The 23,040-nt window shown below is 73.1% G+C and carries 13 protein-coding genes; 8 read left to right on the top strand and 5 right to left on the bottom strand.

What is annotated here, in order from left to right:
* Positions 1-131 precede the first annotated feature (131 nt).
* The 3 genes from glgB to ICW24_RS04340 are packed head-to-tail and all read right to left on the bottom strand — an operon-like array spanning position 132 to position 8,198.
* Positions 132-4,448: a 1,4-alpha-glucan branching protein GlgB gene (gene glgB / locus ICW24_RS04330; protein WP_226344487.1), complete on the bottom strand. Its 4,317-nt coding sequence runs from the start codon at positions 4,446-4,448 to the stop codon at positions 132-134.
* Positions 4,441-6,156 (bottom strand): maltose alpha-D-glucosyltransferase, encoded by a 1,716-nt coding sequence (gene treS, locus ICW24_RS04335; RefSeq protein ID WP_226344488.1) that lies wholly within the window; start codon positions 6,154-6,156, stop codon positions 4,441-4,443. The genes glgB and treS overlap by 8 nt, the downstream gene beginning before the upstream one ends.
* A complete protein-coding gene (locus tag ICW24_RS04340) occupies positions 6,156-8,198 on the bottom strand; it encodes an alpha-1,4-glucan--maltose-1-phosphate maltosyltransferase (RefSeq protein WP_226344489.1) in 2,043 nt (680 codons plus the stop codon). Before ICW24_RS04340 ends, treS begins: the two co-directional genes overlap by 1 nt.
* A 301-nt stretch (positions 8,199-8,499) precedes the next feature.
* On the opposite strand from ICW24_RS04340, the gene ICW24_RS04345 reads away from it, so the two are divergent.
* Positions 8,500-11,064, top strand: coding sequence for a glycogen/starch/alpha-glucan phosphorylase (locus tag ICW24_RS04345; RefSeq protein WP_226344490.1), 2,565 nt, complete (start codon positions 8,500-8,502; stop codon positions 11,062-11,064).
* Positions 11,065-11,450: 386 nt separating this feature from the next.
* Positions 11,451-12,926, top strand: coding sequence for a CocE/NonD family hydrolase (locus ICW24_RS04350; RefSeq protein ID WP_226344491.1), 1,476 nt, complete (start codon positions 11,451-11,453; stop codon positions 12,924-12,926).
* Here the strand turns inward: ICW24_RS04350 and glgX are convergent.
* The gene (gene glgX / locus ICW24_RS04355; RefSeq protein ID WP_226344492.1) at positions 12,911-15,106 is read right to left on the bottom strand and encodes a glycogen debranching protein GlgX; all 2,196 of its coding nucleotides are present in this window, start codon (positions 15,104-15,106) and stop codon (positions 12,911-12,913) included. The genes ICW24_RS04350 and glgX overlap by 16 nt on opposite strands.
* A gap of 80 nt (positions 15,107-15,186) precedes the next feature.
* Here glgX and ICW24_RS04360 point away from each other — a divergent pair, with 80 nt between their 5' ends.
* The 5 genes from ICW24_RS04360 to mnmA all read left to right on the top strand — a co-directional run bounded on the left by ICW24_RS04360 (position 15,187) and on the right by mnmA (position 20,482).
* The gene (locus ICW24_RS04360; RefSeq protein ID WP_226344493.1) at positions 15,187-15,660 is read left to right on the top strand and encodes a hypothetical protein; all 474 of its coding nucleotides are present in this window, start codon (positions 15,187-15,189) and stop codon (positions 15,658-15,660) included.
* Positions 15,661-15,886: 226 nt separating this feature from the next.
* Positions 15,887-16,675 (top strand): electron transfer flavoprotein subunit beta/FixA family protein, encoded by a 789-nt coding sequence (locus tag ICW24_RS04365; RefSeq protein ID WP_226344494.1) that lies wholly within the window; start codon positions 15,887-15,889, stop codon positions 16,673-16,675.
* A 24-nt stretch (positions 16,676-16,699) separates the two neighbouring features.
* The gene (locus ICW24_RS04370; protein ID WP_226344495.1) at positions 16,700-17,656 is read left to right on the top strand and encodes an electron transfer flavoprotein subunit alpha/FixB family protein; all 957 of its coding nucleotides are present in this window, start codon (positions 16,700-16,702) and stop codon (positions 17,654-17,656) included.
* Positions 17,657-18,185: 529 nt separating this feature from the next.
* Complete coding sequence (locus ICW24_RS04375) at positions 18,186-19,388, top strand: cysteine desulfurase family protein (protein WP_226344765.1); 1,203 nt, start codon at positions 18,186-18,188, stop codon at positions 19,386-19,388.
* Positions 19,388-20,482 carry a tRNA 2-thiouridine(34) synthase MnmA gene (mnmA, locus tag ICW24_RS04380; protein WP_226344496.1) on the top strand — a complete coding sequence of 365 codons (1,095 nt, stop codon included), beginning with the start codon at positions 19,388-19,390 and terminating at the stop codon, positions 20,480-20,482. Before ICW24_RS04375 ends, mnmA begins: the two co-directional genes overlap by 1 nt.
* 27 nt (positions 20,483-20,509) lie before the next feature.
* On the opposite strand, the gene ICW24_RS04385 is transcribed toward mnmA, so the two are convergent.
* Positions 20,510-21,367: an IclR family transcriptional regulator gene (locus ICW24_RS04385; RefSeq protein ID WP_226344497.1), complete on the bottom strand. Its 858-nt coding sequence runs from the start codon at positions 21,365-21,367 to the stop codon at positions 20,510-20,512.
* A 61-nt stretch (positions 21,368-21,428) separates the two neighbouring features.
* On the opposite strand from ICW24_RS04385, the gene ICW24_RS04390 reads away from it, so the two are divergent.
* A complete protein-coding gene (locus ICW24_RS04390; protein ID WP_226344498.1) occupies positions 21,429-23,039 on the top strand; it encodes an ABC transporter substrate-binding protein in 1,611 nt (536 codons plus the stop codon).
* Position 23,040 lies beyond the last annotated feature (1 nt).

Consider the following 23,040-nt stretch of genomic DNA (forward strand, 5'->3'; position numbering starts at 1 on the left):
CCCCGACGCTATCAACCCGCGCTCCGCCCGCCCCGGCGCCCTCCGCCCGCACCGGCGGGCCCACGGCCAGGACGCGGCGCGCCCCTCGACCGCGAGGGTCGAGGGGGCGCGCCGTGACACGGCGGGGACGCTCAGGTGATCGTCGGCGGCGCGTCCGTCGGGTTCGCGAGGTCGGCGTCGCGCTCGGCGCCGCTGCCGGAGGTCCCCACGGGGGGTTCGGCGATCTCCTCGGGCGAGACGTCGGCCGCGACGGCCTCCTCCTCGACGACGGGTGCCCCGCTCAGTTCGGGCCGGGCCACCCCGGGGGTGCGGGCGCGGCGCGAGGCGTCGGCGCTCGGGAGCGGCTCCGACGGCGTCGACGTCGGCTCGAACCACACCGCACCGAGCTTGGGCAGCGTGATGAGCGCCGAGTACGGCTGCCCGTGCCACGGCACCTCCTCGGCCACGACCTGACCGAGGTTGCCGACCCCCGAACCGCCGTAGTCGGTCGAGTCGGTGTTGAGGACCTCGCGCCACGGGCCCGGGTGGGGCAGGCCGACGCGGTAGCGGTGGTGCTCCGTGCCCGCGAAGTTGACGACGGCGGCGAGGACCGGGCGCTCACCCGACTCGTCGGCGGTGCCGTACCGCAGGTAGGAGTACGTGTTGCCGGCGGCGTCGTTCGCGTCGATCCACGCGAAGCCCGACGGGTCGTTGTCGTGCGCCCACAGCGCCGGGCGGGACGTGTAGAGCCGGTTGAGGTCCTTGAGCAGCGCGTGCATCTTCCAGTGCGGCTCGTGGTCGAGCAGCCACCAGTCGAGGCTGCGCGCGTCGGCCCACTCCGACTCCTGCGCGAACTCCTGGCCCATGAAGATCAGCTGCTTGCCGGGGTGGCTCCACATGAAGGCGTAGTACGAGCGCAGGCCGGCGAGCTGCTCCCACCGGTCGCCCGGCATCTTCCGCAGCATCGAGCCCTTGCCGTAGACGACCTCGTCGTGGCTGATGGGCAGGCAGAACTTCTCGGAGTACGCGTACACCATCGCGAACGTCATCTGGTGGTGGTGGTACTGCCGGTAGACGGGCGGCTGCTCGACGTAGGAGAGCGTGTCGTGCATCCAGCCCATGTTCCACTTCAGCCCGAACCCGAGCCCGCCGAGGTACGTGGGCGTCGTGATCCCGGGCCAGCTCGTCGACTCCTCGGCGATCGTCACGGCGCCGGGGTAACGGCGGTAGACGGTCGCGTTCATCTCCTGCAGGAGCTCTACGGCCTCGAGGTGCTCGCGGCCGCCGTAGCGGTTGGGCAGCCACTCGCCGTCGTTGCGCGAGTAGTCGAGGTAGAGCATCGAGGCGACGGCGTCGACGCGCAGCCCGTCGACGTGGAACTCCTCGATCCAGTACGAGGCGTTGGCCACGAGGAAGTTGCGCACCTGCGGGCGGCCGAAGTCGAACACGTGGGTGCCCCAGTCGGGCTGGTCGCCGCGGCGGGGGTCCGGGTGCTCGTAGAGGGCCTGCCCGTCGAACTTCGCGAGCGCGAACGAGTCCTTGGGGAAGTGACCCGGGACCCAGTCGAGGATGACCCCGATGCCGGCCTGGTGCAGGCGGTCCACGAGGTAGCGGAACTCGTCGGGCGAGCCGAACCGCGACGTCGGGGCGTAGTAGCCGGTGACCTGGTAGCCCCAGCTCGGCCCGTACGGGTGCTCCATGACGGGCATGAACTCGACGTGCGTGAAGCCGAGGTCGCTGACGTAGTTGACGAGGTGCTCGGCGAGCTCGGTGTAGCTCAGACCCTGGCGCCACGAGCCGAGGTGGACCTCGTAGACGCTCATGGGCGCGTTCTGCGCGTCGGTGTTCTCGCGCCGCTCGAGCCACTGCGCGTCGCCCCACTCGTACCCCGAGCGGGTGACGACGGAGGCCGTCTCGGGCGGGCACTGGGTGGCGCGGGCCATCGGGTCGGCCTTGGGTCGCCAGTAGCCGTCGGCCCCGAGGATCTCGTACTTGTACGTCGTGTTCTCGGCGACGCCGGGCACGAACAGCTCCCACAGGCCGGTCGAGCCGAGGGCGCGCATCGGGTGCGACTGGCCGTTCCAGTGGTTGAACTCACCGATGAGGCGGACGGCGCGGGCGTTGGGGGCCCACACGGCGAAGCTCGTGCCGACGACCTCGCCCATCGCGCCGGGGTAGGTGCGTACGTGCGAGCCGAGCACCCGCCACAGCTCCTCGTGGCGGCCCTCGCCGATGAGGTGGAGGTCGACGTCGCCGAGGGTCGGCCAGAAGCGGTAGGGGTCATCCTGCGTGATCGCCTCGCCGCCGGCGTAGGTCACTTTCAGGCGGTAGTCGGACAGCTCGGCGCGGTCGAGGTGGACGACCCAGACGCCCGAGTGCTCGTGGGTCATCGGGTGGACCGAGCCGTCGGGCAGCTCGACCTCGACGCTCTCCGCCAGGGGCCGCAGCGCCCGGACGGTGACGCCGCCCGCGAAGGGGTGCGCGCCGAGGACGTGGTGCGGGTCGCCGTGGCCGCCGCGCGCGAGCAGGGCGAGCTCGTCGCCGTCGACGGGACGCGGGCCCGACGGCCGGTCGCCGGCGGGGGAGTCGGCGCCGTCGGATCCGGCGGGGGAGTCTGCGGGGGTGACACCGGCGGCGGGCGTGGGCACGCCCGAACCGGCCACGGCGCCGGTCGCGCCCGTGGTCCCCGCGGCGTCGGCGGACTCGGCGTCGACCGCCGGGTCGACGACGGGGTCTCCCGAGGCGACGACGCCGGTCGAGGACGTCTGAGCTGTGGGGTTGTCGGGGTGTGTGGGGGCCGCGAGATCCGGCCGGCCGGTGGACGCCTGGTCCGAGCGGGTCGGGGGGGTGGGGTCCGACATGGGGGTCGGTGTCCTTTCGGTCGGGGCGGTCGGAGGACCGCCGTGACCCGCGACGACCGGCGTCACGGGGACGTCGTGGTCGTCGCTCAGGTCGGGGATGGCGCTGGGGCTGACGCGGACGCGCGCCGAGCCGGGCTGCGGCTCGCACAGGCGAGCGACGGCGCCGGCGGGGATGGGCAGCCACGCGGGGCGGTTGCGCGCCTCGTAGCCGACCTCGTACAGCGCCTTGTCGAGTTCGAGTGCGGCGAGCAGGGTCGCGCTGTTCGGGTCGTGCCGGGGGTCGGCGCCGGAGCGCGCGGCGTACCCGGCGAGGAACGCCTCGCGGGCGTCCGCGGCCCAGCGCGCCGCGGCGGACGGGCCGGCGGCGGCGGTGCCGGGATCGGACGCCGACGCCGAGGCCGACTCCAGGTCGATCGAGCCGGCCGCGTAGTCGAAGGAGCGGAGCATGCCGGCGACGTCGCGCAAGGCGAGGTCGGGGACGCTGCGCTGGGCCAGGGGCCGCAGGGGCTCGCCCTCGAAGTCGAGGAGCACCCAGCCCCGCCCTGGCACGCCGAGCACCTGCCCGAGGTGGTAGTCGCCGTGGACGCGATGCAGGCGCGGCCAGTCCACGGACACCGCGGCCGCGAACACCGCGTCGATGCGGTCGGACAGGCCGGCCAGCTCCGGGTCGGCCGCGAGGGCCGACGCGCGGCGAGAGGCCCACTGGGCGGCGAGGGCGTCGCGGTCGGAGGCGGTCGCCTCGATCGTCGGCATCGCCTCCGCGAGGACGGCGTGCACCTCGGCGGTCGCCTCGCCGAGGGCGTGGGCCTGCGCGGTGAAGTCCTGGCCCGCACGCGCCGCGTCGAGCGCCACGCGCCACGCGTCGGCGCTGCCGGGCAGGAACTCCTGCGCGAACGCGAGGTGGCCGCGGGCCTGGGGAGCGTCCGAGCCGTCGGCGGGCGCGGTCGCCCACGACGCCTCGACGGCGCCGACGGAGGCGGGCACGCGCGTCGACCCGGCGGCCGAGATGGCGCCCTGCACGACGACGTCGGGGTTCTCGCCGGCCTGCAGCATGCGGAACACCTTGACGATGACGTTGTGGACGACGCCGTCCTCGCCGGTGGCCGCGCAGATGATCGACGTGTTCGACTGCTCGCCCGAGAGCACCTTGCTCGCGGTCACCTCCAGCGCCGCCGTGCCGGGCTGCGGTCGGCCGACCACTCGCAGCTCCGGCGTCCACGACACGCTCGCGTGCTGCGCCTGCACCCGGCCCTGGGCCAGCGCGAGCAGCTGCTGCGCGTACACCGGGTCGTGCGTCGCGTCGTAGACCCACCGGTGCCCGAGGACGCCGTGCTCGGTCTCGCCGACGAGGGCGCGCTCGGCGCCGTCGAGCGGCGAACCGCGGTAGGTCAGCGGCACCTGGTAGACGACCGGTTCGTCGCCGGCGGTGTCGAGGACCACGAGGGTCTCGATGCCGACCTCGTCGCGCGGGTCGTCGAGGCGGTAGCCGTCGAGGCGCGTGAGCCGCGGCGTCCGCCCCTTGTTCGCGTACCACCGCTGCCGCCCGATCCACGCGGAGACGAGCTCGAGCTTGCCGGGTTCGACGGTCGTGTCGTAGATCTCAGCCACGGTCGCGCTCCACGAGCTTGAGCCAGAAGAAGTCCCGCGAGCCCAGCGTGAGCTGCACGGTCGCGTCGTCGCGGACGTCGGCGAACCCGCTGCCGCCGAACAGGTCCCGCACGCGGGCCCCGGCGAACCGCTCCGGGAGCTGCACGACGCCCGCCTGCGGGCGCGACGAGAGGTTGTTGACGACGAGCACGGTCTCGCCGTCCTCGTACCCGTCCGGGGCGTCCTGCTCGGACAGGTCGCGCACGTACGCGAGCAGCGCCTCGTTGTCGGTGGTCATCATGTCGAACGTGCCGAGCCCGAAGACGGGGTGCCGGCGGCGCACGTCGAGCATGGCGCGCACCCAGTGCAGCAGCGACGAGCTCGTCGCCATCTGCGCCTCGACGTTGATGTTGTTGTGGTGGTAGACGAGCGACTGGATGACCGGCAGGTAGAGCTTGCCGGGGTCGACGTTGCTGAAGCCCGCGTTGCGGTCGGGCGTCCACTGCATCGGCGTGCGCACGGCGTCGCGGTCGGCGAGCCAGATGTTGTCGCCCATGCCGATCTCGTCGCCGTAGTACAGGCACGGGCTGCCGGGCAGCGAGAGCACGAGCGCGTGGATGACCTCGGTCTCGGGACGGCTGTTGTCGAGCAGCGTCGCGAGGCGGCGGCGGATGCCGACGTTGGCCCGCATCCGCGGGTCGGGCGCGTACCAGCCGTACATCGCGGCCCGCTCCTCCGGCGTGACCATCTCGAGCGTCAGCTCGTCGTGGTTGCGCAGGAACGTGCCCCACTGGGTGCCCTTGGGGATGGCGGGGGTGTCGGCGAGCACGTCGATGATCGGCGTCGCCTTCTCCTCGCGCAGCGCCGAGTACAGGCGCGGCATGACGGGGAAGTGGAAGCACATCTGGCACTCCGGCGCCTCCTCGGTGCCGAAGTAGTCGACGACCTCGTGGGGCATCTGGTTCGCCTCGGCCAGCAGGACGCGGCCCGGGTACTCCTCGTCGACCATGGCGCGCAGCTCGGCGAGGAACTCGTGCGTCTTGGGGTGGTTCTCGCCGTTGTGCCCCTCCTCCTCGAAGAGGTAGGGCACGGCGTCGAGCCGGAAGCCGTCGATCCCGAGGTCCATCCAGAAGCGGACGACGTCGAACATCGCCTCCTGAACCTTCGGGTTCTCGAAGTTCAGGTCGGGCTGGTGGCTGAAGAAGCGGTGCCAGAAGAACTGCCGGCGCACGGGGTCGAAGGTCCAGTTGCTGACCTCGGTGTCGACGAAGATGATGCGCGCGTCGCCGTACTTCGTGTCGTCGTCGGACCACACGTAGAAGTCGCCGAACTCGCCGTCGGGGTCGGACCGGCTCGCCTGGAACCACGGGTGCTGATCGCTCGTGTGGTTCATGACGAAGTCGGTGATGATGCGGATTCCGCGGGCGTGGGCCTGGCTGACGAGCTCGGTGAACTCCACGAGCGTGCCGAACTCCGGCAGCACGGCCGTGTAGTCGGCGATGTCGTAGCCGCCGTCGCGCAGGGGGGAGGCGTAGAACGGCGGGATCCACAGGCAGTCGACGCCGAGCCACGCGAGGTAGTCCAGCTTGCCGATGAGCCCCGTGAAGTCGCCCGAGCCCGTGCCCTTGGAGTCGGAGAAGGCTCGCACGAGGACCTCGTAGAAGACCGCGGTCTTGAACCAGTTCGGGTCGTGCTTGAGGCCGGGCTGGGAGAGGTTGAGCCCCTGCATCAGAACCTCCTGACGTGGATGATGTGCACCGGCTCGCCGTCGCGGCCGACACGGACGAAGTTGTGGGCGCCCCAGTCCCAGGACTCGCCGGTGACGAGGTCCTTGGCGAGGAACCGGTCGTCCCAGCCGAGGCCGAGCGAGGGCATGTCGAGGTGGATCATCGTCTCCCGCGTGGAGTGCGGGTCGGTCGCGGCGACGACGATGACGACGTCGTCGATCCCGTCGCGCGTGTAGCGCTTGGAGAAGCACAGCACCGAGTCGTCCTCGACGATCTGGGCGCGGTAGTTGCGCAGCCACTGCAGGGCGGGGTGGGCCCGGCGGGCGTCGTTGAGCATGCGCAGGTAGTCGGCGAGCCACAGCTGCCCGGCGAGCGGACCGCCGGGCTCGTAGTCGGCCCAGCGACGGTCCTTGAACTCGTACTTCTCGTTGTCGATCTGCTCCTCGGCGCCCGGGCGGGCCACGGACTCGATGAGCTCGTAGCCGGCGTAGATGCCGTACGTGGGCACGAGGGTCGCGGCCAGGGCGGCCCGCAGCTTCCACGCCGTCGGCCCGCCGTACTGCATGTACGGCGTGAGGATGTCGTGGGTCGTGGGCCAGAAGCTCGGGCGCATGAACGCCGCGGTGTCCTCCGACAGCTCGGTCATGTACTCCTCGAGCTCGGCCTTGCCGTTGCGCCAGGCGTAGTACGTGTAGCTCTGCTGGAAGCCGACCTTGGCCAGGGCCGCCATCATCGCCGGCCTGGTGAACGCCTCGGCGAGCCAGACGACGTCCGGGTGGTCCTTCGCGACGTCGGCGATGAGCCACTGCCAGAACTCGACCGGCTTGGTGTGCGGGTTGTCGACGCGGAAGATCTTCACGCCGTGGTCGATCCACACCTGCACGACCCGGCGGACCTCGGCGTAGATGCCGGCCGGGTCGTTGTCGAAGTTCAGGGGGTAGATGTCCTGGTACTTCTTCGGCGGGTTCTCGGCGAAGGCGATGGTGCCGTCGGCGCGCGTCGTGAACCACTCGGGGTGGGAGGTGACCCACGGGTGGTCGGGGGAGCACTGCAGCGCGAGGTCGAGGGCGACCTCGAGGCCGAGGTCGGCCGCCCGCGCCACGAAGTGGTCGAAGTCGTCGAAGTCGCCGAGGCTGGGCTCGATCGCGTCGTGGCCGCCGTCGGCGCTGCCGATCGCGTACGGGCTGCCCGGGTCGGCCTCGCCCGCGACGAGGGTGTTGTTGGGGCCCTTGCGGTTCGTGCGACCGATCGGGTGGATCGGGGTGAGGTAGACGACGTCGAAGCCCATCCCGGCGATGGCCGGCAGGCGCTCGGCGGCGGTGCGCAGCGTGCCGGTGACCCACTCGCCGGTCTCGGGGTCGCGGTGGCAGCCCTCGGAGCGCGGGAAGATCTCGTACCAGGCGCCGTACAGGGCGCGGACGCGCTCGACGAGCCAGCCGTACTCGGGGCTCGGGGAGACGGAGTCGCGCAGCGGCCGGGCGTGCAGCTCGGCCACCACGTCGGCGGTCATCCCGGCCGCGAGGCGGGTGGCGGCCGACCGGTCGGCGTCGCGCAGCGCGGCGACGGCGTCGGTGAGGGCGCGCGTGCCCTGCTCGGGGCGCCCCGGCACCGCCAGCGCGCGCTCGAGGACGAGCGCGCCCTCCTCGAGCATGAGGTCGACGTCGACACCGGCGGCCACCTTGATCGACGCGTCGTGCTCCCAGGTGCCGTACGGGTCGGACCAGCCCTCGACGCGGAACGACCACGCGCCCTCGGCGTCGGCGACGACCGTGGCCTCCCACAGGGACAGACCGACGTTGGTGCAGGTCATGGGGACGTGGTGCTCGCGCCCCGCGGCGTCGGTGACGACGACGGTGGCGTTGGCCGCGTCGTGGCCCTCGCGGAACACGCGGGCGGTCACGGGGACCTGCTCGCCGACGACGGATTTCATGGGGAAGGCGCCGTTCTCGACGACGGGGGTGACGTCGAGCACCGGTATCCGCCCGAGGGGGCGTTGCGGGGGCGACGACTGGGCGATCGGGGTGTTCGCAGAGGTCGTGGTCACGGCCCCGACGCTATCGAATCGATGCAGCCGACGACACCCCGAGGCGTGCCTCCCCCCGGCCGACCCCCGGCCGCCCCGCCGGCCGAGGTGTCGGCGGTCTTGCGCACGCCGCCCATCGGCGCCCGTTTCGTCCCGGATCGGGGCCGACGAGCGGGCGCCGGGCCCCCTGCCGGCGGCTCGGGAGCGGCCGGAGCGGACCGGCGGTCGCCTATCCTGGCAGGCGAGACCGGACCGTGGTTCCGCGCAGAAGCGGGCCGGAGCATCCAGCACGTCCGGATCCCTCGACGACTCCGGAGGCGAGATGACCCAGAAAGCCACTCCGCACGCGACACCTGCGAGCTGGCTCGCGGACGAGAACCCCCAGGCGTACAGCGCCGATCACCAGGGTCCCGCGATCACCCCGACGAGCCCGCTGGCCACCGCACCGGTGACCCGCCCCCCGCGGACGGTGGACGGTTTCGCGAAGGAGTTCCTCGAGGAGCTCAACTTCGGTGAGGGCGTGCTGCTCTCGCGGTCGACGCCCAACGACCAGTACCTGGCCCTGGCGCGCACGGTCCGCACCTACCTCATGGCCGACTGGCTCGAGACGGCCCGCGCCCGGCGCGAGAAGCCGACGAAGATCGTCGGGTACCTGTCCGCCGAGTACCTGCTCGGGCGCCAGATGGGCAACGCCCTCCTCGCCACCGACCTCGGCGACATCGCCTGCGAGGCGCTCGCGAGCCTCGGGCTCGACCTGCCGACGCTGCGCGCCCAGGAGGTCGAGCCCGGCCTCGGGAACGGTGGCCTCGGCCGGCTCGCGGCGTGCTTCATCGACTCCCTCGCGACGATGGACGTCCCGTGCATCGGCTACGGCATCCGCTACGAGTACGGCATCTTTCGGCAGACGTTCGAGGACGGCCGCCAGGTCGAGGTGCCCGACTCGTGGCTGCAGTACGGCGCCCCGTGGGAGTTCCCGCACCCCGACCGCGCCGTCCGGGTCGACTTCGGCGGGCGGACCGAGACCTACGTCGACTCCTCCGGCCGCGAGCGCTCGCGCTGGATCTCCGACTGGCACGTCCTCGGCGTGCCCTACCACTACATGGTCCCGGGCTTCCAGAACGGCGTCGTCAACACGCTGCGGTTGTGGTCGGCCAAGGCCACGCAGGAGTTCGACCTGCAGGTCTTCAACGCCGGCGACTACGCCGAGGCCGTGCGCGCCCAGACGTTCGCCGAGAACATCTCCAAGGTGCTCTACCCGGAGGACTCGACGCCGCAGGGCCGCGAGCTGCGCCTGCAGCAGCAGTACTTCTTCGTCGCCTGCTCCCTCAAGGACTTCCTCGACCGGACGCTGGGTCCCGACTTCGACCTGACCCGGCTCGACGAGCGGATCATCTTCCAGCTCAACGACACCCACCCGGTCATCGCCATCCCCGAGCTCATGCGCCTGCTCATGGACGAGCACGGCTTCGAGTGGGGTCCGGCGTGGGAGATCACCCAGCGCTGCTTCGCCTACACGTGTCACACCCTGCTGCCGGAGGCCCTCGAGGTGTGGCCGGTCGACCTCCTCGGTCGCCTGCTGCCGCGCCACCTCGAGATCATCTACCGGATCAACGAGGAGTTCCTTGCCGACGTCCGGGCGCAGTTCCCGGGCGACGAGCTGCGGGTGCGCCGCATGTCGATCATCCAGGACCACCCCGAGCGGGCCGTGCGCATGGCGAACCTCGCGACGGTCGCGGGCGTCAAGGTCAACGGGGTGGCGGAGCTGCACAGCCAGCTCCTGCGCGACAAGGTGCTGCCCGACTTCTCGCAGATGTGGCCGGAGAAGTTCACGAACGTCACCAACGGCGTGACGCCGCGCCGCTTCGTGCGCCTGGCCAACCCCAAGCTCTCCGCGCTCGTCACCGACACGATCGGCACGGGCTGGGAGACCGACCTCGACCGACTGTCGGGGCTCGAGGCCTCCGTGGACGACCCGGAGTTCCGCACCCGCTTCCGCGAGGTCAAGCAGGCGAACAAGGACCGCCTCCGGGCCCTGCTCGCCGTGCGCGACGGGATCGAGCTGCCGGAGCACGCGATGCTCGACGTCATGGTCAAGCGGCTGCACGAGTACAAGCGCCAATCGCTCAAGCTCCTGCACATCGTCACCATGTACCGCTCCATCGTGGAGGGCGAGGTCACCGCGGATGACGTCGTCCCGCGCGCCTTCGTCTTCGGCGCCAAGGCGGCGCCCGGGTACCACATGGCGAAGGAGATCATCTTCCTCATCAACTCGGTCGCGGCGACGATCAACGCCGACGAGCGGGTGCGCGGGGTCATGTCGGTGGCCTTCCCGGCCAACTACAACGTCACCCTCGCGAACAAGCTCATCCCGGCCGCCGACCTCTCCGAGCAGATCTCGCTCGCGGGCAAGGAGGCGTCGGGCACGGGCAACATGAAGTTCGCGCTCAACGGTGCGCTGACGATCGGCACCGACGACGGCGCGAACGTCGAGATCCGCAAGCTCGTCGGCGACGACAACTTCTTCCTCTTCGGCATGTCGGAGCCGGAGGTCGCGCAGCTCCAGGCGGCGGGCTACGTGCCGAGCGCCGTCTACGAGTCGAACGAGACGCTGAAGAAGGCGATCGACCTCCTCGCCAGCGGGCACTTCACCGGCGGGAACCGCAACCTCGCGGCCCCCGTCGTCGACGACCTGCTCTACAACGACCGGTTCATGACCCTCGCCGACTTCCAGTCCTACGTCGACGCGCAGGCGCGGGTCGACGAGGCCTACCGCGACGAGGAGGGCTGGACGCGCTCGGCGATCCTTAACGTCGCCCGCTCGGGCTTCTTCTCCTCCGACCGTTCGATGCGCGACTACCTCGACCGCATCTGGATGCCGCAGGGCTGAGCCGCCGCTGCCCGCCGCGGCCGGCCCGCCGCCCGCGCCCCGCACGCCCTCGCGTGCGGGGCGCCGGCGTGTCCCGGCGGGGCGCAGCAGAGGGTCGCGTGCGGCGTGGGCCCCGCCCGGGTGAGGATCGTGGACATGGACCCTCTGCGCCGTCTCGGCGGGACCCTCGCCGATCGTTCCTCGGGCTGCCGCCCGCCATCGACCGGCACGTCGTCGACCGCGACCTGCCGTGCCGATGCCCGACGGGGTCACGCTCCTCGGCGACCGCTACCGGCCGGCCTCGGCCACCGGGCCGCTGCCCGTCGTCCTCGTCCGGCTGCCCTACGGGCGGGGGAACGTCGCCGGCCTCGCGTTCGGGGCCGTGTTCGCGCGGCGGGGGCTGCAGGGTGTTCATCCAGTCGACGCGGGGCACGTTCGGCTCCGGCGGCCAGTTCCGGCCCTTCACGACCGAGCACGAGGACGGACTCGCGACCCTCGAGCGGGTGCGGCGGCAGCCGTGGTGCGACGGCCGGGTGTCGATGACCGGCGGCAGCTACTTCGGGCACACGCAGTGGGCGATCGCCCCGTACGCCGACCCGCCGCTGGTCAGCGTCTCGCCGCACGTCACCGCGGCCCGGGTGACCCGGGCGTTCTACGAGCACGGCGCGCCGGGCCTGCGCACCGCGTTGACCTGGAGCGCCCAGATCGGCCGCCAGGAGTCCCGCGGTCTGCCGAAGGCCGTGCCCGACCCCGTCGCGACGGCGCGGCTGCGCGCCGCGATGCGGGGGCTGCCGCTCCAGGCCGCCGACACCCGGGCCGTCGGCGCACCGGTCACGTTCTGGCGCGACTTCGTCGGGCACGCCGCCCCGGGCGACGCCTTCTGGGACGTCGCAGACCACGACCACGTCGACATGTCCCGCATGCCCCCGGCCAACATGGTCACCGGCGGGTGGGACCCGTTCGTGGCGGGACAGCTCCGCGACTTCCGGGTCCTGCGGGAGGCGGGCGTCGACGCGCGGCTCCTCGTGGGGCCGTGGCTGCACGGCGAGCCCGCGGAACTGAGGGCGATGCTGCGCAGCGACGTCGAGTGGCTGCGGCACCACCTCGCCGGCGGGCCCGCGCCGCAGGGCGGGCGGGTCCGCCTCCACCTCCAGCAGGCGGGCACCTGGCTGCACCTCGACGAGTGGCCGCCGCCCGTCGAGACGCTCGGCCGGTACCTGCGCGGCGACGGGCGGCTCACCCCGGAGCCCGAGTCGGGCGCGGCCGCGCCCAGCGCGTTCACGTACGACCCGGCGGACCCCACCCCGAACCTCGGCGGCCCGCTCCTCACCCCGCCCGGAAAGCAGGCCGACCAGTCGGCCGTCGAGGCGCGCCCCGACGTCCTCGTCGTCACCGGCGAACCCCTGACCGCCGACCTCGACCTCGTCGGCGAGGTGAGCGCCCGCGTCCACGTCCGGACGGAGCTCCCGCGCGCCGACCTCGTCGTCCGGCTGTGCGACGTCGACGAGCGCGGTGTGTCGCGCAACATCACCGACGGCATCCGGCGCCTTGAGCCGGGCACGGTTCCGGCGCCCGACGTGCGCGTCGGCGACGACGGGGTCCTCGCGGTCGACGTCGAGCTGTTCCCCACCGCCTACCGGGTGAGGGCGGGCCACCGCCTCCGGGTGCAGGTCGCGGGCGGCGCCTTCCCGCGGTTCGCCCGCAACCTCGGCACCGACGAGCCGTTCGGCGCCGCGAGCACCGGCCGGACCTGCCGGTTCGAGGTCTTCCACGACGCCGACCACCCCTCGGCCGTCCGCCTGCCCGTGCTGCGCACGGGCGCATCGCCGGCCGAGGGACCCGTCGACCCGGCGGGTGGACCGCTCGGTCAGACGACGCAGTAGACGCGCAGGCAGTGGGGGCCGATCGCGTCGGTCGCGCCGCCGGGCGTGCGGGCCGGCTCGGCGTCCTGCGGCGCCGGCCGCTCCCAGCTCGAGTCCCACAACAGCTCGTAGGTCCGGGCGCCGGCGCCGGCGCCGGCGTCGACGTCGGGCAGGCGCACGTGCGCCGGGCCGTGCTTGCCCTGGAAGACGAGGAGCAGGGAGGTCGGGTGGTCCACGGAGCCGGGTCGGTGGTCGGTCTCGTCGGCGAGGAGCAGCATCTGCAGGACCCGGCTGCGCGGGTCCTCCCAGGCCTGGTGCGTCATCCGCTCGCCGAGGCGACCGAACCACAGCACGTCGGCGCGGCCGTCGCCGGGGCGCGGCTCGTCCGAGAAGAACGTGCGCTGGCGCAGGACCGTGTACGTCCGGCGCAGCCGGGTGAGGAACGCCGTCGTCGCCGCGAGGTCCTCCTGCCAGGGGGCGAAGTCCCAGTCGACCCAGGAGAGGTCGTTGCGTACCCCGACGGCCGCGCAGTAGGCGTTGTTGTTGCCGCGCTGCGTGCGCCCGAACTCGTCGCCCGCGGTCAGCATCGGCACGCCGGTGGCGAGCAGGGTCGTCCCGAGCAGGTTCCGGATCGAGCGGCGTCGGGCCGCGAGGATCGCCTCGTCGTCGGTCGAGCCCTCGACACCGTGGTTCCACGAGCGGTTGTCGCCGTGCCCGTCGCGGTTGTCCTCGCCGTTGGCCTCGTTGTGCTTGTGCTCGTACGCCGTCGTGTCGGCCAGGGTGTAGCCATCGTGCGCGGCGACGTAGTTGATCGACGCGAGCGGCCCGCGGGCCGACGGCCCGTCGAAGAGGTCCTGGCTGCCGGCGAGGCGCGTGGCCAGCTCGCGGACCCCGTGCCCGTCGACGCGTCCGGCGTGGCGGCTCGGGTGCGCGACGTCCGGGAGCCAGAACGTCCGCACGGCGTCGCGGAACCGGTCGTTCCACTCCGAGAAGGGCGCCGGGAACTGGCCGGTCCGCCAGCCGTGGATGCCGACGTCCCACGGCTCCGCCACGAGCTTGACCCGCGAGAGCACCGGATCGGTGCGCAGGGCCATGAGGAAGGGGTGGTCGGGGTCGTAGTCGTCGCTGCGGCCGCGGGCCAGCGCGACGGCGAGGTCGAACCGGAAGCCGTCGACGCCGTAGGCCGTCACCCAGTGCCGGAGCGAGTCGAGGACCATCCGCAGCGTCGTCGGATCGCGCAGGTCGAGCGTGTTGCCGCAGCCGGTCACGTCGACGTCGTGGCCGCGCGCGTCGAGGCGGTAGTAGGCGGCGTTGTCGAGGCCGCGCCAGGACAGGGTCGCCCCGGCGCGGGACTGTTCGCACGTGTGGTTGTAGACGACGTCGAGGAGGACCTCGAGACCCCGCTCGTGGTAGGCGGCGACCATGGCGGCGAACTCCGCGAGCACCTCGGCCGGCTCGGTGGCGGCGGCGTAGGCCGCGTGCGGGGCGAAGAAGCCGAGGGTGTTGTAGCCCCAGTAGTTCTCCCGGCCGTTCGTCGCCAGGTGCGGCTCGCTCGTGAAGGCGTGCACGGGCAGGAGCTCGAGGGTGGTCACGCCCGTGGCGACGAGGTGGTCGAGCACCGCAGGGTGGGCGAGGCCCGCGTAGGTGCCGCGCAGCTCCTCCGGCACCCCCGGGTGCCGGGCCGTCGCGCCGGCGACGTGCGCCTCCCAGATCACGGTCGAGGCCCAGGGGACGCGGCGGGTCGGGACGACGCCGCCGGCGGCGGAGGCGTCGACGACGACGGAACGGGGGACGAACGGTGCGCTGTCGCGGTCGTCGCGGACCTCGGGGTCGCCGGCGAGACGATCGTCGACGAGGTGCCCGTAGATCTCGGGCCGCCAGGCCACCTCGCCCTCGATCGCGCCCGCGTACGGGTCGAGCAGCAGCTTGGCCGGGTTGTGGGTGTGCCCCAGGTCGGGGCGCCACGGCCCGTGGACCCGGTAGCCGTAGCGCTGCCCCGGGCGCACCCCCGGCACCCGCGCGAACCAGACGCCGTGGACGTTGTCGGTCAGGGGGATCCGGCGCTCGGAGCTCCCGTCGCGGTCGTCGGTGTCGAAGAGGCACAGCTCGACGCGCTGGGCGTGGCCGGCGGCGACGGCGAACGACGTCCCGGTCTCGTCCGGCGTGGCCCCGAGCGGGGGAGGCAGATCGGGATGAGGCACGACCCCAGGGTAGGGGGGCCCGCGGCGTGTCCGGGGTGGCGCACGTGTCGCCGCCGCGCCGAACTCGGTAGCGTGGAGGCATGACCGATCCGACCAGCCTGCCGAACTTCCCCCCGCCCGCCGACGAGCATCCGCTTCGCGGCCGCGTGCTCGACGCCCTCCAGGACGAGGGGTTCCGCCCCGACATCGACGCCGACGGAGACGTGAGCTTCAAGGTCGAGGGCCAGCAGCTCTTCGTGCACATCACCGAGGGCGAGCTGCCGGTCATGCGCGTCTTCGGGCAGTGGACCATCGCCGAGAACCTCACGACGGACCCGCTGACCCAGTACCGCGCCGCCAACGACCTCTCGCTGCGCCTCAACATCGTCAAGGCCGGCATCAACGAGGGCACGCTCGTCGTCACGTGCGAGCACATCGTCGGCCCTGACGCCGACGTACGCGGCCTCGTGAGCATCAGCTACCAGCTCGTCCTCACCGCCGTGCACATGTGGCACCAGATGATGATGGGCGAGGACCCCTTCGGCGACCCGGGCGCCGGCGACGCCCCCGCCTGACCGGACGGTCCGACCCGACCGTTCCCCGATGCCCGCGACCCGACCGGTCGCGGGCGTCGTCGTCTCCGCCGGGCTCGATGTGGGGACTCTCACGCTCCGTCGCGTTGGGGTGGCCCCGGTGCCCTGAGTAGGGTTGACAGGGATTGCAGAGCGGCCCGACACCCACGGGCCGCGCCGCCGGCCGACCGGCGCCCGATCGTCATCGACCCCCACGAGAGGCTGACGCATGAACATCGTGGTCTGTGTGAAGCACGTGCCCGACGCCCAGTCGGACCGCACCTTCGACGCCGCCGACAACACCACCGAGCGCGAGGCCGTCGACGGCCTGCTCTCCGAGCTCGACGAGTACGCCGTCGAGGAGGCTCTCAAAATCAAGGAGGCGGCGGGCGACGACACGACCGTCACGATCCTCACGATGGGCCCCGCGAAGGCGGCCGACGCCGTCAAGAAGTCGCTGCAGATGGGCGCCGACGCCGGCGTCCACGTCAGCGACGACGCCCTCGCCGGCTCGGACTCCATCGCCACGTCGCTCGTGCTCGCCAAGGCCGTCGAGAAGATCGGCGGGGTCGACCTCGTGCTCACGGGCATGGCGTCCACCGACGGCACCATGTCCGTCGTGCCGGCGATGCTCGCCGAGCGCCTGGGCCTGCCGCAGGTGACCTTCGCCTCGGAGCTCACCCTCGACGGGTCCACCGTGACGATCCGGCGCGACGGCGACGTCGCCACCGAGGTCGTCCGGGCCTCGCTGCCGGCCGTCGTCTCGGTGACCGACCAGATCAACGAGCCGCGCTACCCCTCCTTCAAGGGGATCATGGCGGCGAAGAAGAAGCCGGTGCAGACGTTCTCGCTCGCCGACCTCGGCGTCGACGCGAGCGAGGTCGGCCTGGACGCGGCGTGGACGAAGGTCACGCAGATCACCCAGCGGCCGCCGCGCCAGCAGGGCCTCGTCGTCACCGACGACGGCAACGGCGGCGCGGTCCTCGCGCAGTTCCTGACCATGCAGAAGTTCGTCTGAGCGAGCCAAGGAGACATCGACCACATGAGTGAAGTCCTCGTCCTCGTCGACCACGTCGACGGCCAGGTCCGCAAGACGACGTCCGAGCTGCTCACCCTGGCCCGCCGTCTCGGCGAGCCGTCCGCGGTGTTCCTCGGCCCCGGCTTCGACGCCGCCAAGGAAACCCTCGCCGCCTACGGCGCCCAGAAGGTGTACCGCGTCGAGAACCCCGACGTCGACGACTACCTCGTCGTCCCCGTCGTCGACGTCCTCGCCGCCCTCGTCGAGCAGGCCGCGCCCGCCGCCGTGCTCGTCTCGAGCTCGGCGCACGGCAAAGAGATCGCGGCCCGCCTGGCGGTCCGCACCGGATCCGGCCTCATCACCGACGCCGTCGACATCCGCGCCGGCGGGTCCGGCGTCGAGACGACGCAGTCCGTGTTCGCCGGCGGGTACACGGTCGAGGCGACCGTCACCCGCGGCACCCCGATCGTCACGGTGAAGCCCAACTCGTGCGCGCCGGAGCAGGCCCCGGGCGCCGCGGCCGACGAGGTCGTCGACGTCACGGTCTCGGACGCCGCGAAGACCGCGCAGATCACCGAGCGCCGCGAGAAGCAGAAGAGCGGGCGGCCCGAGCTGTCCGAGGCCGCGATCGTCGTCTCGGGCGGGCGCGGCACGAACGGCGACTTCTCGCCCGTCGAGGCGTTCGCCGACGCCCTCGGCGCGGCGGTCGGGGCGTCCCGCGCCGCGGTCGACGCCGGGTGGTACCCGCACACGAGCCAGGTCGGGCAGACCGGCAAGCAGGTGTCGCCGCAGCTCTACGTCGCGTGCGGCATCTCCGGGGCCATCCAGCACCGCGCCGGGATGCAGACCTCCAAGACGATCGTCGCCGTCAACAAGGACGAGGAGGCACCGATCTTCGAGCTCGTCGACTTCGGCGTCGTCGGCGACCTGTTCACGGTCCTGCCGCAAGCCACCCAGGCCGTCGAGGCCGGCAAGGGCTGAGCCCTCCCGCTCCGAGCGAGCCGACGAAAGGTCGCGCGAGCCCCGTCCCCGCTGCGTCGGGGGCGGGGCTCGCGGCCGTTCCGGGACCGTCCGAGGGCGCCGGGTGGCCCGGCCGTGTGCAGGCCGGGGCCGGACGGCACTGAGCCCCGACGGCCTCGGGGGGCGGCGTCGGGGCTCAGTGGTCCAAGGGGCCGAACCGATCCGATCGGAACAGGCCGCGGTCGTCGCGGACTCGGATCGGGCGGGCCGAGAAAGGAAGATGTGGCGCGACGAGCATGAGATCGCCGTCGTGGCCGGGGTTCGTGCCGTGCGGATGGAACGTCTCAAGATTACCGGATGAGGGGTGCCCGCCCGGCTCACCTCTAGACCTTTGCGCAACATTTTGCGGTGGGGCGCCGACCCGGTGGCCCTGCGGCCCTGTCGCGGTCCTGCGGGCGGGATACGGTTCGCTCTCCGCGCGGTCCGGGTCGCCGCCGCCACCGCCGGTTCGGCCGGGCGCCCGCGCCCGTACGATCGAGGGGTGTCTGCCGTGTACCTCGACCACGCCGCCACGTCCGTGCTCCGACCGGACGTCCTTGAGGCGATGTCGCGTGAATGGGCGCGCGTCGGAAACCCCTCCTCGCTGCACGAGCCCGGCCGCGCCGCCCGCCGCGTCGTCGAGGAGTGCCGCGAGCGCCTCGCCGACGCCCTCGGTGCGCGCCCCTCCGAGGTCCTGTTCACCTCCGGGGGGACCGAGTCCGACAACATCGGCGTGCTCGGGGGATACCGCGCCCGGCGGGCGGTCGACCCCGCCCGCCGACGCCTGCTCGTCGGGGCGGCCGAGCACTCCGCGGTCCTCGACGCCGCCGAGCACCTCGCGCGGTCCGAGGGCGCGCTCGTCACGCTCGTCCCGCCCGGCCGGGACGGCGTGTCCACCGCCGAGGCCTTCGTCGCGGCCGCGCACGAGGGGGAGGGCGGCCCCGACGCCGTCGCGCTCGCCGCGTGCCTGTGGGTCAACAACGAGGTCGGGACCGTCACCGACGTGCCGGGTCTCGCGAGCGCCCTGCGCGAGCTGGGCATCCCGCTGCACACCGACGCCGTCCAGGCCGCGGGCCGCGTGCCGGTCGACTTCGCCGGCAGCGGCGCGGCCACCGCGGCGGTCACGGCGCACAAGCTCGGCGGGCCCACCGGCATCGGGGTCCTCCTTGCGCAGCGGGACGCGGCGCTGCAGCCGCTCTCGTACGGCGGGGGTCAGGAACGCGGCGTGCGCAGCGGCACCCTGCCGGCCGCGCTCGTCGTGGGCCTCGAGGCGGCCGTCACCTCGGCCGTGGCGCAGCTGCCGACCGAGGCGCCCCGCCTGGCGGCGCTGCGCGACCGGATCCTCGACGGGGTGCTCGCCGCGGTGCCCGGCGCCCGCGTGACCGGGGCGTGGGAGCGCGGTGAGGTGTCCCGACGCAGCCCCGCCAACGCCCACGTGCTCGTGCCCGACTGTGAGGGCGACTCCCTGCTGTTCCTGCTCGACGCGGCCGGGATCGCCTGCTCGACGGGGTCGGCCTGCCACGCGGGCGTGCCGCAGCCGAGCCACGTCGTGCTCGCGATGGGGTACGCCGAGGCGGAGGCGCGCGGCGCGCTGCGCCTCTCGCTGGGCTGGTCCTCCACCGACGCCGACGTCGACGCCCTCCTCGACGTGCTGCCCGACGCCGTCGCCCGCGCCCAGCGGGCGCACGCCGCGGCGTCGGCGCGGGCGAGGTGATGCGGGTCGTCGCCGCCATGAGCGGCGGGGTCGACTCGGCGGTGGCCGCGGCGCGGATGCTGGACGCGGGCCACGACGTCGTCGGGGTCCACCTCGCCCTGTCGCGCTCGGCCGCGACCCTGCGCGAGTCGGCGCGGGGCTGCTGCACGGTCGAGGACGCGGGCGACGCCCGCCGGGTCGCCGACCGGTTGGGGATCCCCTTCTACGTCTGGGACCTCGCCGACCGGTTCCAGGCGGACGTCATCGAGGACTTCGTCGCCGAGTACGAGGCCGGCCGCACCCCCAACCCGTGCCTGCGCTGCAACGAGAAGATCAAGTTCGCCGCGCTGCTCGACAAGGCCCTCGCGCTCGGCTTCGACGCCGTGGCGACCGGCCACTACGCGCGGATCGTCGAGCCCGGTGACCCGGCGTGCGCGACGGGCCGGCGCGAGCTGCACCGCGCGGTCGACGCCGCGAAGGACCAGTCGTACGTGCTCGGGGTCCTCGACGCCGACCAGCTCGCCGCCGCGTTCTTCCCGCTCGGGGACACGACGAAGCCGGACATCCGGGCCGAGGCGGCCCGGCGCGGTTTCTCCGTGGCCAAGAAGCCGGACAGCCACGACATCTGCTTCATCGCCGACGGCGACACCCGCGGCTGGCTCGCCCGCCGGCTGGGGGAGCGCCCGGGCCCGATCGTCGACGCCGACGGCGCGGTCGTCGGCGAGCACGGTGGCGCCTACGGGTACACGGTCGGTCAGCGCCGCGGCCTGCACCTGCGGCGCCCCGCGCCCGACGGCGCTCCGCGCTACGTCGTCGGCACCGACACCGCGACGAACACCGTCACGGTCGGCGTGGCCGAGCTCCTCGGCATCGACGAGATCGTCGGCGAGCACGCCCGGTGGTGCGGGCCTCCTCCCGAGGGGGTCGTCGAGGTCGGTGTCCAGCTCCGCGCCCACGGGGCGGAGCTGCCCGGCCGGGCGTGGTCCGCCGGGGACGAGGTGCACGTCCGGCTGGCCGAGCGCACGCGGGGCGTGGCCGCCGGCCAGTCCGTCGTGCTCTACGACGGCACCCGCGTCGTCGGCTCCGCGACCATCGCCCGGACCGGTCGCGCCTGAGCGCCGCGCCTCCGGCGCGCGGTCTCCTCACGCGCGGGACAGGGTCGCCGCCGCGTCGCGGACGAGGTGCCCGGCGGCCGCGGCGGCCTCGTCGTCGAGCCGGCTCACCGGCCACCACAGGCTGACGACGCCCACCGGGCGGCCGCGCCCGTCGAGCACGGCCGAGCTCACCCCGTCGAGCGTCGATTCCAGCTCGCCGCGGCACGTCCCGTACCCGCGCTCGCGCGTGAGTTCCAGATCCCGCAGCAGCGCGTCGCGGTCGGTGATCGTCGTGTCGGTGTGGGCGACCGGCGGCCCCGGGCCGAGCAGGGCGACGCGCTCGCGCCCGCCGAGCGCGGCGAGGTAGGCCTTGCCGGTCGACGTGGCGTGTAGCGGGACGCTCCGCCCGGCCCAGCTCGCGGCGAGCACCCTCGCCGGGACGACCTCGTCGACGTAGACGAGGGACCCGCCGGAGGGGACGGCCAGCGCCGCCGTCTCGCCCGTGCGCGCGCTGAGGGCGAGCAGGGTCGGATGCACCCGGTCGACGAGGGCCTCGTGCCCGGCGGCGGCCGCGATCTCGACGAGGCCCGGCGCGATCCGGAACGCCCCGGACGGGTCGCGTCCGAGCAGGCCCTCCGTCTCGAGGGTCAGGAGGATCCGGTAGGCCGTGGCCCGGTGCAGGCCGCACGCGGCCGCGAGCGCCGGGACGGTGGCCTCCGGAGTCGGCCCCGCGTCGTGAGACGCCGCGGGCGTGGGCGCCCCGGTGGATCGCGCGGCCAGCGAGGCGGCGGCGACGGCGCGCAGCAGTTGCGCTGCGCGGTGGACGGATTGGACGGAGTTGTCCCGGGGCCCGGCCGGCGGCGTCGCGGCGGGGGCGCGGCGGGAGGCTCGCGAGTCGCTGCGCATGACACCCCTTGACGTGTGATCTGGGTCACCCCTATGTTCGCATCACGTCGAAGGGGTTCGCATGGTGAATCAGCACGTCCGGAACGACCCGAGGTCGGCGGCCCCGGGCGCCTGGCTCGAGATGTCGCGCCGGGAGGCGCTGCGCCTGGCCTCCGCCGGGGTCGCGAGTCTCGCGGGGCTGGGCCTGACCGCCGGCTGCGGATCGGTGCCGGCGCCCGCGCCCGCGAACGCCCCCCGCCGGCGCGGCGGCGTGTACAGCCACGGCGCGACCGGGGGCGGGCTGAAGGACACCCTCGACCCCCACTTCCCGGTGACGAACCCCGACATCGCGCGCTGCTTCAACCTCTACGAACCCCTCCTGCGCTGGAACAACGACTACGAGGTCGAGCCGGCGCTCGCCGAGAGCATCGAGCCGAGCGACGACGCGCTGACGTGGACGGTGCGTCTGCGGCAGGGGGTGGAGTTCCACCACGGCAAGACGGTGACCGCGCAGGACGTCCTGCACACCCTCGCCGTCGTCACCGACCCGAAGAAGACGGCCCCGGGCGGGGTGCAGCTCGCGGAGGTCCTCGACCTCAAGGCCAGCCGGATCGTCGACCCGCGGACGATCTCGCTGAAGCTCAAGACGCCGTATGCGATCCTCGACCAGCTCCTCGCCGAGTACACGGTCGGCATCATCCCCACCGACTTCGACCTGTCGAACCCGGTCGGCACCGGGCCGTTCCGGTACGAGCGCTTCGTGCCGGGCCAGCTCTCGCAGTTCCGGCGCCACGACGGGTACTGGGACACCCCGGCCTACGTGGACGAGCTGTTCATCTACGACTTCGCCGACGACGCCGCCAAGGTCAACGCCCTGCTGGCCGGGCAGGTGCAGAGCATCGACAACCTGCCCACCTACCTCGTCGGGACGATCGGGAACCAGGGGGCCTCCACGCTCGTCGCCGACTCGGGGGCGTGGGTCCCGTTCACGATCCGCGTGGACGTCGCGCCCTTCTCCGACCCGCGGGTCCGCGAGGCCCTGCGGCTCGTCGTCGACCGCCGGCAGATGATCGACCAGGCCCTCAACGGCTACGGCTTCCTCGGCAACGACCTGTACGCACCGTTCGACCCGGCCTACGCGCGAGACCTCCCGCAGCGCGAACGCGACGTCGACCGGGCCCGCTCGCTGCTGCGGGCCGCCGGGCAGGCGGACCTCGACGTCGAGCTCGTCACCTCGACCGCGGTGGGCGCGGGTGGGGTCGAGTCGGCGAACCTCTTCGTCGATCAGGCCCGCGGCGCCGGCATCCGGGTCCGGCTCACCAAGGCCGACCCGAACACGTTCTACGGAGACCGGTACCTGTCCTGGAACTTCGCGCAGGACTTCTGGAACACCCGCAACTACCTGCCGCAGGTCGCCTCGTGCGCCCTGAAGTCCTCGCCCTACAACGAGACCCACTTCGACGACCCCCAGTTCGTCCAGATCGTCCGCGCGGCGAGCGCCGAGACCGACGAGGCCGCCCGGAACCGCCTGCTGCACGACGCCCAGGAGATCGAGTACGAGCGCGGCGGCTACATCATCTGGGGCTTCCGGCGCCAGGTCGACGCGTACTCCAATCTCGTCACGGGGCTGAAGCCCCACCGCTACCAGCCGTGCGACGCCTTCGGGTTCAAGCACGCGTCCTTCGTCTCGTGAG

This window comes from Agilicoccus flavus (assembly GCF_014857905.1).
Lineage (GTDB): Bacteria > Actinomycetota > Actinomycetes > Actinomycetales > Dermatophilaceae > Agilicoccus > Agilicoccus flavus.

Excerpts from the sequence above, each read along its gene's own strand:
- treS (WP_226344488.1), bottom strand. The coding sequence starts at position 6,156 with ATGCAGGGGCTCAACCTCTCCCAGCCCGGCCTCAAGCACGACCCGAAC.
- ICW24_RS04345 (WP_226344490.1), top strand. The coding sequence starts at position 8,500 with ATGACCCAGAAAGCCACTCCGCACGCGACACCTGCGAGCTGGCTCGCG.
- ICW24_RS04360 (WP_226344493.1), top strand. The coding sequence starts at position 15,187 with ATGACCGATCCGACCAGCCTGCCGAACTTCCCCCCGCCCGCCGACGAG.
- ICW24_RS04365 (WP_226344494.1), top strand. The coding sequence starts at position 15,887 with ATGAACATCGTGGTCTGTGTGAAGCACGTGCCCGACGCCCAGTCGGAC.
- ICW24_RS04370 (WP_226344495.1), top strand. The coding sequence starts at position 16,700 with ATGAGTGAAGTCCTCGTCCTCGTCGACCACGTCGACGGCCAGGTCCGC.
- mnmA (WP_226344496.1), top strand. The coding sequence starts at position 19,388 with ATGCGGGTCGTCGCCGCCATGAGCGGCGGGGTCGACTCGGCGGTGGCC.
- ICW24_RS04385 (WP_226344497.1), bottom strand. The coding sequence starts at position 21,367 with ATGCGCAGCGACTCGCGAGCCTCCCGCCGCGCCCCCGCCGCGACGCCG.
- ICW24_RS04390 (WP_226344498.1), top strand. The coding sequence starts at position 21,429 with ATGGTGAATCAGCACGTCCGGAACGACCCGAGGTCGGCGGCCCCGGGC.